We start from the raw sequence: 12,965 nt of genomic DNA, 5'->3' as shown, positions 1-12,965 counted from the left end.
CTTAATACGATGGAGGTGGCCAAATTGACAAAAAATAAATTTCAATTAAAAAGAGAAGCTACCTATCAGTTGCTCCTTGAAGCGGGTATGAATTGTTTTTCGGAAAAGGGATATGCGGCGACAACGCTCGGAGATATTGTCGCGCGAACAGGGCATACGAAGGGTGCATTTTACGGGCATTTCACAAACAAAGAACAGTTATTCATGCATGTGCTTGATTATCAGCTTCAATTAACGAATGGATGGACTGATATCCCTAAACAATATAGCCCCGCGGATACAACACTTGAGGAAGTGCTCTCGATTACGCTGACAAGCCTTGGGCAGATGGTAAAAGGTGTCGATAAGTGGATCGTGGTGCTGATTGATTTCTACCAGCAAACCAAACACGATTCGGAGATACACGGCATGCTCAAGGGGAAATACCGCAAGTGGATTGCAGGAATCGAAGCGTAAGTGATTACCTTGCAAGAGAAGGGATGGATCCCGCCGGATAAGGATCCCCATGTAATTGCTATTCAAGTGATTGCATTTAACGAAGGCTATACCATTTTTTCGCTTCTATTTGAAGGCACCAACCCGGGAGCGCATATCAATGGACTAGTCAAGCTGATGGCTTAATTAACTGTGGTCATACATGCATCCGTATCCAGTGTTGCCACTATTTTCTTGACGAATTGTTCAAAACCCACATAATATATACTCTATGGAATGTATTTAAATCATATTAAATCATCCGTTTCGGGAGTCAGTCTAAAACAAATGCATCGTCCGAGCTGTTACCAACAAAATTAAAAGTAAGTATTATTAGAGGAGAGAGATTGATGGACAACGTTCAGAGCCCGCTCGGCACGCGGAAAAATGTACGGGCTTTTCTAGCAATCGTAGTATTTGTAGCCGTTTTATTACAGGCATTATCCGTTCACAGCCAGACTGTATTTGCAGCTTCCGATTGGAGGATGGGGGCCGGAGCCGGTCATCCGGCAGCTCTTGGCTTTGAGCCGTATGGGTTGGACGTCGATCCTATCAACGGCTATTTGTTCGTAACGGATGATAGCAACTTTGCAGTCAAGATATTTGACTTGGACGGAACCGCTACAGGGATGACGTTAACGGCCTCCTCCGGCAGTTTCACTGATCCCCTAGCTATTAAATTCGATGGTGCAGGACATGTATATGTAACGGATAAATGGTACGTTTACCGATTTGACGTCACCTTTTCGAGCGGAACCTATATGTTCAGCAATATGATTAAATGGGATGGCATCAGCGCGGCTCCTTCGGTAGGCAGACTTGATTACCCTCAGGGCATCGCCGTTTTTGGCAACGATTTGTACATCGCGGATACGTATAATAACCGTGTACTCAAATTCGATGTATCCACCTTCAGTCCAATGAGCAATCCGGTGGTTTGGTCGGGCGATGTGGATCCGGATCCAGCTGTAAACGCGACCATTCAAAATCCTTTCGGTATAGCCGCGGACAGCTCTGGCGTCTACATCGGCAATAATGTAAATATGAACGGGAAAATTATAAAAGTAATGGCAGACGGGAGCACGTTGACCAAAGCGATATACCGTCCTTATGGATTCAGCTTGCATACCGACGGTTATTTGTATGTGGCTGCCAACGGCAGCAGTGGCAGCCTTGTGACCCGTTTTGATTCGAGCTTGAACGAAATTGGGGAATATTTTGGGGGCAACTCGGGAGCAATTGCCCCTACAAATATCGGGTTTGATGATACGGGAGCGCTATATTTAAGCACGTATGCCCAAATGGTTCCGTACGATCTCGTATATGATACGGTTTGGAAGCTGTCGCTAGGGGCACCTGACAACCGGTTGACCGGATTGACGGCAAGCGATATTACGCTCATCCCGTCGCCATTCTCGCCGAATACGTTAGACTACACGGCAAGCGTGGCGAGCGGTGTTACTTCAACGAAGATTACGCCGGTGCTAAGCGACAGTACGGCTAGCGTTACCATCAACGGCACAAGCGTAACTAGCGGCAGCGCTTCTTCTCCCATTGCATTAAATAAAGGCGATAATTCGATTCAAGTCGTCGTGACTGCGAATAACGGCGCAAAGCGAAACTACACGATTAAGGTAACCCGAGCACCTTACGCCGATGCGACGTTGAGCGGGCTAGCTGTTAGCTCAGGGGCGCTTAATGAGACGTTCGCCGCTGGCACGCTAGCATATACGGCTAATGTCGCGAATAGCGTCGCATCAATTGACGTCACTCCGACTGTTAATAACAGCCGGTCAACGTTGAAAGTGAACAACATGGCGGCCGCGAGTGGCAGCGCGTCTACCGTTACTCCGCTTGTCGTCGGGCCGAACACGATTACTATCAGTGTCACGGCCGAGGACGGCACCACATCGAACGACTACACCATTATCGTTACGCGGGCTCCTTCGGCGGTTGCGACACTTGGTTCACTCACCGTTAGCCAAGGTGGACTCAACGAAACGTTCGCTTCCGGCACGACGGCCTATACGGCGAATGTCGCGAACAGTGTTAATACGATCAGCGTAACGCCGACCGTATCGAACAGTTCAGCAACATTAAAGGTTAACAGCGTTTCATCTGTTAGCGGCTCGGTGTACGGACCGATTCCGCTTAATGTCGGACCGAATACGATAACAATCGACGTTACGGCTCAGGATGGCGTCACGACTAGCTCTTATAGCATTGTCGTCACGCGTGCACCATCATCTGCCGCTACGCTAAGCGGGCTGACGATTAGCCCGGGTTCGTTCAACGAAACGTTCGCGACCGGCACGACGGCCTATACGGCGAATGTCGCGAACAGTGTTAATACGATCAGCATAACGCCGACCGTATCGGACAATTCAGCGACATTAAAGATTAATGGCATTTCTTCTGTTAGTGGCTCCACGTACGGACCGATTCCGCTTAATGTCGGACCGAATACCATTACAACCGTTGTTACCGCCCAGGACGGCGTCACGACTAGCTCTTACAGCATCGTAGTGACGCGTGCACCATCATCAGCCGCCACGCTGAGCGGGCTGACGATTAGCCCGGGTTCGTTCAACGAAACATTCGCTTCGGGCACAACAACCTATACGGCTAGCGTGGCGAACAATGTCGCTGAGATTAACGTGATCCCGACCGTATCAGACAGTACAGCATCGCTCAAGGTGAATGGCGAGACGTCGGTTAGCGGCTCAGTGTATGGACCGATTCCGCTTGAAGTCGGACCGAATACCATTACAACCGTTGTTACCGCTCAGGACGGCGTAACGACTCGTTCTTACAGCATCGTAGTGACGCGTGCGCCATCATCAGCCGCCACGCTGAGCGGGCTGTCAATCAGCCCGGGAACGTTGAATGAACCGTTCGATTCCGAAACGCTTGCCTACACGGCAAATGTGGAGAGCGGCATCTCTTCGATCAGTGTGACGCCGGTCGTCGCCGAGAGTCATGCGACGATTACAATAAATGGTGTTACTGCGGCAAACGGAAGTGTTTTTGGTCCAATAGCACTTAAGACAGGCTTAAACACGGTTACGGTTGTCGTAACCGCACAGGATGGCGTCACGCAAAGGTCTTACCGTCTTGACATTACTCGGCTTTCAACTACCGGCTCGCAGCCTGAACAGCCTTCGGGAGATAGCGGGACAGTAAAGCCGCCGATCGTCCTGAATGATATTTCCGGACATTGGGCGGAAGCAGAAATACGCAAAGCTGTTGCAGATGGATGGGTTTCTGGGTATCCGGACGGATCGTTCAAACCAAAACGAGAAGTGACAAGAGCCGAATTCGTGCTGATGTTGGCAAAGTCCCAAGGATGGAAGGAATCGGATGCAGAGAGTGTGGCTAAATTTTCCGACATCGATAATATAGGGGAATGGGCACAGACCGCAGTTTCTATGGCCGTTCAGATGGGCATGATTAACGGCTACGAGGATGGAAGCTTCCGTCCGAACCAACCGATAACGCGTGCAGAAATGACACAGATGATCATAAGAACGCTAGGTATGTCTGTCGAATTGGATCAATCCACCTCATTCGCAGACAATTCGAATATTTCCGCATGGTCGCTGCCTTATATTGCCGAAGCGGTCAAGCGAGGTCTCGTAAAAGGTTTGGACAATAATCGGTTCGAGCCGAACCGTAAAGCATCGCGAGCCGAAGCCGTCGTCATCCTAACAAGATTGTTGAATCATGAATAGGGGAGCCAGCCGCAGGCTCTCTACACATGGAGAACAAAACAACAAGCCCGCATTCATCGGAATGCGGGCTTGTTGTTTTCAGGCTGCTTTAACTTTTTTTGTGCTTTCTCATCCATTAAATCGCCGTACTAAGTGCATGGCTGGCTCACTATGGAATAAAATAGTAAGATAAATCTGCCGGTGGAAATAATGCCAAAACAGCAGGGGGAAGATGCTTATGCATTCAGATTGGAAACAAGCTGAGGAAGCATTGAGGGAAATTGAAGTCATTGGTCATGAAAATAATAAGCCTGTTTCCGTCGTCGGTTTTGCAGAAGATTTGCGCTGCATCGGCTTCGGAACGGATGCTGCGGTCTTTTATCACTCGGACACCCCTAATTACGCATATAAAGTGTATTCCATGCAAGCATTAGCAAAAAAGGAAGTAGAAGAAGGCATATACAAACGTTTGAAAGGATCACAGTATTTCCCGCAATGTTTTGGAGCCGGACCCAACTATTTGGTATTAAGCTTTGAAAAAGGAGTAACCTTATATGATTGTCTTCTGCAAGGCATCCATGTTCCAGAGCAAGTGATTCAAGACGTTGAGGAGGCTCGGGAGTTTGTGCGAAGTCAAGGACTGAACCCCAGGGATATTCATTTGAAAAATGTTCTTTTGCAAGAGGGAAGAGGAAAAGTTCTCGATGTATCGGAATATATACAGGAAGGTAACGACAGTAGATGGGAACATTTGGTATGGGGATATAAACATTTCTATTCTCTGATAGGCGAAGCACAGGTGCCATTATGGATCTTGGAAACCATATCGAACTGGTATAATCGGATGGATGCGTCAAGTTTTGGAATTGAAGACTTCTCTAAACGTGTGAGTCGGCTTTTCTTTGGGGAACGCAAATGAAGGGGAAACTCCTATTTAGAAAGGGTGTTTTGCGTTGGGGTATATCATGGAGCTCAGAAAGCTAGTTGGGTCAAGACCGCTTATAATGGCAGGTGCTTGCGTGTTATTGCATTACAACCAGCGATTGTTATTACAGCGTAGAACCGACAACGGGTTATGGGGACTTCCTGGTGGTTCGATGGAACCTGGAGAAAGTTTCGAGGAGGCTGCTAAACGGGAACTTTTTGAGGAAACAGGTCTTACAGCCAGCAGTCTTGAATTGTTCCATGTCTTCTCTGGAAAAGATCTGTATTATAAATATCCGCACGGTGATGAAGTATATAATGTCGTCTCCGCATACGAATGTATTCATTTTGATGGGATTTTAAATGAGGATGGAAGCGAAACGCAAGAGCTGCGTTTTTTTGAATACGATGATATCCCAACCGAATTATCACCGCCAGACATACCCGTAATAACTAAATTTCTTCAAGATCATGCTTCATCGAGGAGATAGAACTATATCACAAGTTTTATAAGTGAAGAAAGATTAAACTACAATTATGATCGTTCAAAACAGCGGTAGCTATGGACCTCGTTTCTTGTCCGTTGCGGCCGCTGTTTTAAATAGAGAGGCCAGTCTAATACGTTGCTGCATGATTCCGCTGAATCTCTTATCGACGCCCTTGGAAGGTGCGGCGCAAATCCTCAACCCATTTATCCGGCGTTTCCCAGGGGATGAAATGTCCGCCATGCTCATGAGTTGTGATGTTGACATGGTTATACCAAGGAGCGCGATCACTGTCGAGAAATTTCTGTACCCGTGTCTCGGTCGTGACACCTGGCGGGTTTTCGTAGCCGACGAAGGTTATGCCGGTTGGTGCCTCAATGACTGGCATGCGATCATGAGCGGGCGTCCATGGATAACGGTTAGCGTTCGCATAGACGCGCATGGAGGTTTCAATGGTATTGTTTGCCCAGAAGATGGTTGCGTGTGTTAAGATATCGTCCTTTGTAAAGACATCCTCGATATTCCCTTTATTGTCACTCCACCTAGTCCATCTCTCCAAGATCCATGCGAGCATGCCAACTGGCGAATCGCTAAGTCCGTAGGCGAGTGTACTGGGATCAAGAACGTGTACGGCGAGATGCGATGCGAAACGGCGATCAAACTCCAAAATCCGCGAACGAATTTGCTCAGGAATGCCGTCTGGTATCGGACGGCCTCCCGATAGATCCCAAGCGCGTTCCCCATTAAACAAATTCAATTTTTGAGCAGAGCCGATATGAATGGCGTACAGCTCATCGCTATATTTATGCCCCAGTTGACCGGTCACGAGAGCACCTACGTCGCAACCCCCAGCCGCATATTTAGGATAGCCGAGAATGTCGGTCATGAGCGTATGCCAGAGATCGGCAATTTTCCAAAAATTCATGTCTGGGTTGTTTGGCGACGGCTTCGAAAATCCAAAACCGGGAAGAGAAGGCACGATGACGTCGAACGCATCAGCCGGATTACCTCCGAATGCGCCAGGATCCGCAAGTGGATCAATGACCTTAGACCAATGCCAGAAAGTCCACGGCCAACCATGTGACAGGATTAAGGGCACGGGGTTCGGCCCAGCCCCCGGTTTACGCATAAAATGCACGGGAACCCCGTCAACCTCTACGTTATAGTGTTCGTAGGCGTTGATCGCTTTCTCGGATTTACGCCAGTCGTACTCGTGAATCCAATAGTCGACGAGTTCCTCAAGGTAGTTCCGGCTCACACCGTAAAACCAGTCTTCATTACCGGCATCGAGAGGCCATCTAGTGGATTTTAAACGATATTGAAGATCAGCGAGCAGCTCATCCGATACGTGGATCGGACTAGGTTTCAGCACAAACGGCTTTGTTGTCATAAGTGTTCCTCCATTTACGAATCAAATATCCTTCCTTGTATGATTTAATTTTTCCTTTACCCGGGATGGACTAAAGAAATGCAATCGCAGCTTGTACTATGAATCGCTGCCCAATTCCACTAGACGCCGTAATGAGGGCATTGCGGATGCAATTGCCTGTTTTTCCTCCTGAGTAAGCCCATCCATGAATGCCGATATCCGCGCCATACGCTCCAAGCGGCGCGAATCAATAACATTTGCACCTAGTGCGGTAATATGAACGAGAACGACGCGGCCATCATTCGGATCTGGGCGGCGCTCGACGAATCCATCTCGTTCAAGCCTTGTGACCAATTGTGTGATTGCTGATTGCGTAACCTGCTCATTAGCTGTCAGCTCAGTAAGACGCATAGGACTCTTGCGACATAAGGTATGCAGGACAGAAAGCGTAGTGAAGCTTAGCTTTTCAATGGACGGCAAACGAATGAAAATCCGTGTTAAATCCTCGAATACCATAGCGAAATCACTAACGTTCAACTCATTTTGATTATGTTTAGTTTCCATGCTTAGAACTATATCACATATTTATATAAGAGTCTAATATAAGAGTCTAATATAAATATCTAATATAAATATCCAATATAAACATTTAATATAAACATTTAATATAAATGGGTTGACTCATCGAATCTATTGCAGCCAAATACTATCCAGTCATGACCTTTGGCAAGCCAGTAGATTGGGAATCCGAATGCGGCAACGATCAGTGCTGTTTTTGGCAACCCATTAGGAGAGGACTCCGGCTTTTATTGCATGGGAAGAGGAAAAGAATCTATCGAGTAATGCCTGAAATATTTTATTAACAAGACTATAAACCCTATTATTTTTTAGTCGTTTTTTGTCGATTAAAGTCTTATAAAAAAGGGTGGGGTTGAGCATATGACTGTATTGCGTAAGCTATCTTTAACTTTTAAGTTCATAACGGTGGTCGGATTAGTAATTACATTCGTGCTGGGATCTATATTGCTCTTAAATCTGCAGCAGGTAAGGTCATTAAGCATAAACAAAGGTGAGCTTGAGGCAGAGAAGGCTGGCATGGATTACGCAACAAAGCTGGAGAACACGATGACAGAGCATGAAGCGACTTTACGGACGCTGTCGTCGCTGCTGCTGGAGACAAGGAAAACGAGTCGTCTATCGCGGGAGGATATCATTGCTATTATGAGCCGAATGCTGCAGGAGCAACCGGGTGTGTTCGGCCTCTATACGCTCTGGGAGCCGGACGCATTTGATCAGAACGATCAGGCCAATCGAAGCAAAGCGGCGTATGACGATGCATCTGGCAGGTTTGTACCCTACCTTATTCATGATGGCGAACAGGTGGCAGCCGAGCCGTTGAAGGATTATGAGACGCCGGGAGCCGGAGATTACTATCTTATTCCAAAAGCGAGCAAGAAGATATCTTATATTGAACCATACACGTATGAGGCAGGAGGCGTACAAACGGAATTAATGTCGGTTGTCTATCCGATCTTGGACGACAAGGGTACGTTTCTCGGTATCGTTGGCATCGATCTGTCGCTTACCCAGCTTCAGGAGGAAGCTGCAAAGTACAAACCGCTAGAGGGTTATGTTTCGCTAGTTACGGCAGGCGGCGTGTACGCGGCCAATCCGAATGATCCAGATTCGATTTTGCAGCCATATGGGGATAATCCCGAGAAGCAACTGTTATGGGAGCAAGTAAAGAGCGGGGAGAATTACAAGGCATTTACATTGAATTCCAAGGGCATCAGCGTGCTCCGCGTGTTCGATCCGGTTCAAATGCCGGGCAGCGAGCAGGTTTGGTATACACAATCGGCTGTTTCCAAGGAAGTTATTTTGACAGAGTATGAGGATGCGAAATTCAGTGCGATTTGGACTTCCGTAGCAGCTATGCTAATCTTGGCGGCCGTTATGGCATTCCTTGTCTGGAGCATGGTCATCAAGCCGCTCCGGATGTTATCCGGCAAGCTTCAGCTTATGTCGCAGGGGGACTTGACGCAGCAGCTGCATATTCGGACAGGCGACGAATTCGGCGTTATGGGCGGACATTTCAACGAAATGACAAGCAAGCTTCGCGGGATGTTCCAGCTCGTTTCTGATTTATCCATGGCAGTCGGCGCGACTTCGGAGCAGCTAACCGCAAGCGCGGAGCAGACCGGCAGAGCTTCCGAGACGATTGCGATGTCGATTGGACATGTAGCCGAAGGGGCCCAAAGCCAGCACCATTATGCGTCGGAAGCGTCGCAGGCAATGGGTGAAATGACGATAGGCGTTCAGCGTATTGCAGATTCTTCAGCGTTTGTCTCCACATCTGCGGAGGATGTTGCCCGGCAGACAAAAGAAGGAAGCGCCCAACTGCAAGCAGCTATCAATCTGATGGATGAGCTGCAAACATCGGTAGCGGAGACGGGAAGCGCGATCGATCGTTTAGGAGAGCGGTCGGACCAGATCGGCGGCATGATTGACATCATTGCCGGCATAAGCACACAAACGAATTTGCTTGCCTTGAATGCAGCGATTGAAGCCTCAAGAGTAGGTGAGCATGGCAGAGGCTTTGCCGTAGTTGCCGCGGAAATCCGTAAGCTTGCAGAGCAAACCAAAAAAGCTGCCGAGCAGGTAACGGACTTGGTCGAGGATGTGCGAGGGGATACGCAAAAAGCGGCACTTACCATGGCGGCAGGCAATGAGAAGGTGCAGCAGGGCGTGAGAAGCGTAGCCGATAGCGGACAATTGTTCACTTCCATTCTAACGGAAATGACACAGGTTAATGATCAAATTCAAGAGGTATCCGCGGCGGCTCAGCAAATGACGGCCAGCACGGAACAAGTTTCTGCCAGTGTTGTTCAGCTTACTGATCTTGCATCGGATGCGTCCTCGGAATCGCAAAGCGTTGCCGCAGCATCGGAGGAGCAGCTTGCCTCCATGGAGGAAATTTCCGCTTCAGCGGAGGCGCTGAGCAGCATGGTCCAAGAGCTGCTGGAGAAGCTGTCCGAATTTAAAATATAGCTTTTCTTGAAAGGGTCATCCTGCTGATGTGAATGCAGGATGATCTTTTTTTATGTGGATAGCTTTGTTTTATTATGGACATTTTATACTGAAATTCAATTTCCTCATAAGATAAAGTAATTCATTTGTGGATACATGCAGAAGTAACAAGCGGTCGGTACATGTATGAGAGTTAAAATTTAAGGCTGAGAAGTTTGTGAGATTCCACGGTTATACGAAGAATTTTCAAGTAAGCATCGCTTGTTAATCGATTCACTGATCACCTCTCTTTTTGCCTGTCGTCCGTTCGCTGATATAAAAACGCGTAATAACGGAAGAGCAATGAGGCAAGAGCAATAACGATACTGCAATAACTTGAGTGTAATAAAGAGCAATAACGATAGTGCAATAACGAAAGTGCAATAACGAAAGTGCAATAACGAAAGTGCAATAACGTGAGTGTAATAACGCAAGAGCAATAACAATAGAGCAATGACACAAGAGCAATAACGATAGTGTAATGACGCAACTCCCGTTTTTGTCACAAATGAGCAGCTTATCTTGTTTTAATTAAAGAGAAACCAAAAAGCTGAACGAATAGAGCAAATAGATAAGAATGGACGTGGACAAATGCAAGAGTTGTACAAGCAGTACAAGAATCTATTGTTTAAGCTTGCTTACCAGCTGACCGGATCTGTTTCGGATGCGGAGGATGTGGTGCAGGATGTTTTTTTGAAGATCATAGACGTGCCGTCGGAAAAACTCGCTGAACCGAAAGCCTATTTGTGCAAAATGGTTACGAATCGCTGTCTGGATTTGCACAAGTCAGCACGCAAGAAGCGTGAGCAATACTTTGGCGAATGGCTGCCTGAGCCGTTTCTGAGTTCAAACGAGGATGCGATGGAATCGGTCGTCCGTGACGATCTTTTGTCTTATGCGATGCTTGTTCTGCTTGAGAAGCTTTCGCCATCGGAACGAATGATTTTTGTCCTTCGCGAGGCGCTTGGCTTTGATTATGATGAAATCGCCCAGCTAGTAGAAAAAAGTGAAGCGAATTGCCGCAAGCTGTTAAGCCGTGCAAGAGCGAAGATGGGAATCAGCTCCGATGAGCTAATTCATCAGGAAGCAGCCAATCACGAATGGGCTAATGGCTTTGTCACGGCGCTGAAACAGGGGAATCTGAATGAAATCATGTCCATGCTTGGCCAGGATGTCGTACTCGTCTCTGACGGAGGCGGCAAAGTGACTGCAGCCGTTGAGCCAATTGAAACACGGGAGCTTGTTGCAAGGTTCCTTCTTGGTCCTGTGCGTCAGGCTGCATTAATTGACGGAAACGTAGTTATTGAGATCGGTCAAATAAACGGGCAGCCTGGGCTTATTCTCCGTTCCAATGAGCGCGTCCACACGGTAGCTATGCTCCATGTCGAAGGCGATTTGATAAGAAACTTATACGTGGTGAGAAATCCCGACAAGCTTTTGTATATGGAGAAGTGAAGCTGCTGATCAAGGGAGGGAACCATTTCTTCCGAAATTCCCTTTGCCCTTGCAATGGAAATAACGGAATTGAATAAAACTAAGCTAATGCAAATGAACAGCCAATAAGTAAAAAAGATTGAATTGTGAGGAAGAGGCTGTTCGACAGCGATATGCTCCCGATACGGTAGACAGGTGAGATGATAAAAACCTGTTCTTGTGAGGGGAGCATTTTTCATGGGTAAAAAGGAAACATGCTGCCTCGAAGTCATTCGCTATCAGTTGAGAGAGTGAAATGAGTCGCGCGGATGTGAAAGATGCAATTGAAAAGTTTGGCATGAGTAAAACAAAACCTGCGAAAAAATGTTGTCATATTTTAACAATAGTAATTGATTGTTGGCAAAATGAAGCGGCCTTAGTCCTAGGCAATGTAGGAAGCAGGAGGCTTATACTTATTTCGTTTTTTGTACTAAGGTAGATCAAGAAACCGCTGTAGCATCTGATCTACGTTGTACTTTGTACAACGTCATTGCAGTTTCTGCAATAGATTCAGCGGATTCTAGTTAGTTTCAGGGAAATTTCCGTTGCACGCTGTACAGAGTACAACGTAGCCCCTCAAGTACTGTCGGAACTGACCCCAAACCGTGAGACAAAATAAAACACCTTTCTATTGAAATGAGGTTAGCAGGCGTACCTGTAAAGGACGTGATGGAACAGTTGCTCATTCGTAATACGACGCAGTTAAAGACGTGGATGAAATGGTATCGTAATGGTGAAGTACATCGTTTGGAACAACCTGTAGGAAAACAGTACAGTTTTAACAAGGGACCTGAATATGCCACGGAGTTAGCCAAATTAGAGAGTGCAACGTATCATGCAGCAGGAGAGGCTACAATGCAAGGTGAAGGTCAAGAAACGCAAAAAGACAGGAGCACCCGTTTATGTGTCAGAGAACCTGTTAAAGCGCAATTTCAAATCCGAAAAACCGTTACAGAAGTTAGTGACGGATATCACGTACTTGCCCTTTGGGCCTAAAATGTTGTATCTTTCAAGCATTCAAGATTTGTTTAATGGAGAAATGGTTGCTTTTACGATAGGGGATACACAGGATACAGCATTTGTTTTGGACACGCTAAATCAGCTTCCTGCGTTGCCAGAAGATTGTGTGCTTCATAGTGACCAAGGTTCGGTCTATACGTCAGAGGCTTACCAGAAGGCCGTAAAAAGCAAAGGCATTACCATGAGCATGTCCCGTAAGGGTACGCCCGCTGATAATGCCCCCATCGAATCGTTTCACGCCTCTCTAAAGTGCGAAACATTCTATCTCGACCATTTAACCTGTACAACGACCGCCATCGTGATACAGATAGTCAAAGATTACATTCATTATTATAACCATATTCGTATTCAAGCGAAACTAAATAACCAGTCACCGATTCAGTATCGGCAACTGGCATGTTAGTTAGGTGTTTTATCCCTGTCTCATTAGCAGGGGTCAGTTCC

9 protein-coding genes and 1 pseudogene are annotated in these 12,965 nt (G+C 47.0%); 8 read left to right on the top strand and 2 right to left on the bottom strand.

The annotated features are described in order from the left end of the window. Positions 1–24 precede the first annotated feature (24 nt). The 5 genes from AB4Z29_RS24590 to AB4Z29_RS24570 all read left to right on the top strand — a co-directional run bounded on the left by AB4Z29_RS24590 (position 25) and on the right by AB4Z29_RS24570 (position 5,599). Positions 25–456: a TetR family transcriptional regulator gene (locus AB4Z29_RS24590; RefSeq protein WP_441945629.1), complete on the top strand. Its 432-nt coding sequence runs from the start codon at positions 25–27 to the stop codon at positions 454–456. Further along, positions 457–621, top strand: a complete 165-nt coding sequence (locus tag AB4Z29_RS24585; RefSeq protein WP_441945628.1) for a hypothetical protein — start codon at positions 457–459, stop codon at positions 619–621. Between the two features lie 203 nt (positions 622–824). Beyond that, complete coding sequence (locus tag AB4Z29_RS24580) at positions 825–4,205, top strand: cadherin-like beta sandwich domain-containing protein (RefSeq protein WP_441945627.1); 3,381 nt, start codon at positions 825–827, stop codon at positions 4,203–4,205. Between the two features lie 217 nt (positions 4,206–4,422). Then, on the top strand, positions 4,423–5,103 hold the full coding sequence (locus AB4Z29_RS24575; protein WP_441945626.1) for a serine/threonine protein kinase: 681 nt from the start codon (positions 4,423–4,425) through the stop codon (positions 5,101–5,103). Between the two features lie 34 nt (positions 5,104–5,137). Then, positions 5,138–5,599 (top strand): NUDIX hydrolase, encoded by a 462-nt coding sequence (locus AB4Z29_RS24570; protein ID WP_441945625.1) that lies wholly within the window; start codon positions 5,138–5,140, stop codon positions 5,597–5,599. 157 nt (positions 5,600–5,756) lie between these two features. Here the strand turns inward: AB4Z29_RS24570 and AB4Z29_RS24565 are convergent, their stop codons facing one another. Together AB4Z29_RS24565 and AB4Z29_RS24560 are read right to left on the bottom strand one after the other, a co-directional pair. Next, complete coding sequence (locus AB4Z29_RS24565) at positions 5,757–6,983, bottom strand: epoxide hydrolase family protein (protein WP_441945624.1); 1,227 nt, start codon at positions 6,981–6,983, stop codon at positions 5,757–5,759. Between the two features lie 96 nt (positions 6,984–7,079). Then, on the bottom strand, positions 7,080–7,526 hold the full coding sequence (locus AB4Z29_RS24560) for a MarR family winged helix-turn-helix transcriptional regulator (protein WP_441945623.1): 447 nt from the start codon (positions 7,524–7,526) through the stop codon (positions 7,080–7,082). Between the two features lie 375 nt (positions 7,527–7,901). Here AB4Z29_RS24560 and AB4Z29_RS24555 point away from each other — a divergent pair, with 375 nt between their 5' ends. From AB4Z29_RS24555 to AB4Z29_RS24545, 3 genes and pseudogenes are all read left to right on the top strand, one after another. Continuing rightward, positions 7,902–10,010 carry a methyl-accepting chemotaxis protein gene (locus tag AB4Z29_RS24555; RefSeq protein WP_441945622.1) on the top strand — a complete coding sequence of 703 codons (2,109 nt, stop codon included), beginning with the start codon at positions 7,902–7,904 and terminating at the stop codon, positions 10,008–10,010. A gap of 609 nt (positions 10,011–10,619) precedes the next feature. Further along, the gene (locus AB4Z29_RS24550; protein ID WP_441945621.1) at positions 10,620–11,483 is read left to right on the top strand and encodes an RNA polymerase sigma-70 factor; all 864 of its coding nucleotides are present in this window, start codon (positions 10,620–10,622) and stop codon (positions 11,481–11,483) included. 654 nt (positions 11,484–12,137) lie between these two features. Then, a pseudogene (locus tag AB4Z29_RS24545) lies at positions 12,138–12,924 on the top strand (IS3 family transposase). The last annotated feature ends 41 nt before the right edge of the window (positions 12,925–12,965 follow it).

The sequence above is a fragment of the Paenibacillus sp. 2TAB23 genome, from assembly GCF_052115165.1.
Classification (GTDB): domain Bacteria; phylum Bacillota; class Bacilli; order Paenibacillales; family Paenibacillaceae; genus Pristimantibacillus.
This window is presented reverse-complemented; position numbering and strand designations above follow the sequence as displayed.

Bases quoted from the DNA above. Each gene is read 5' to 3' on its own strand.
- AB4Z29_RS24580 (WP_441945627.1), top strand. From the start codon at position 825: ATGGACAACGTTCAGAGCCCGCTCGGCACGCGGAAAAATGTACGGGCT.
- AB4Z29_RS24575 (WP_441945626.1), top strand. From the start codon at position 4,423: ATGCATTCAGATTGGAAACAAGCTGAGGAAGCATTGAGGGAAATTGAA.
- AB4Z29_RS24565 (WP_441945624.1), bottom strand. From the start codon at position 6,983: ATGACAACAAAGCCGTTTGTGCTGAAACCTAGTCCGATCCACGTATCG.
- AB4Z29_RS24560 (WP_441945623.1), bottom strand. From the start codon at position 7,526: ATGGAAACTAAACATAATCAAAATGAGTTGAACGTTAGTGATTTCGCT.
- AB4Z29_RS24555 (WP_441945622.1), top strand. From the start codon at position 7,902: ATGACTGTATTGCGTAAGCTATCTTTAACTTTTAAGTTCATAACGGTG.
- AB4Z29_RS24550 (WP_441945621.1), top strand. From the start codon at position 10,620: ATGCAAGAGTTGTACAAGCAGTACAAGAATCTATTGTTTAAGCTTGCT.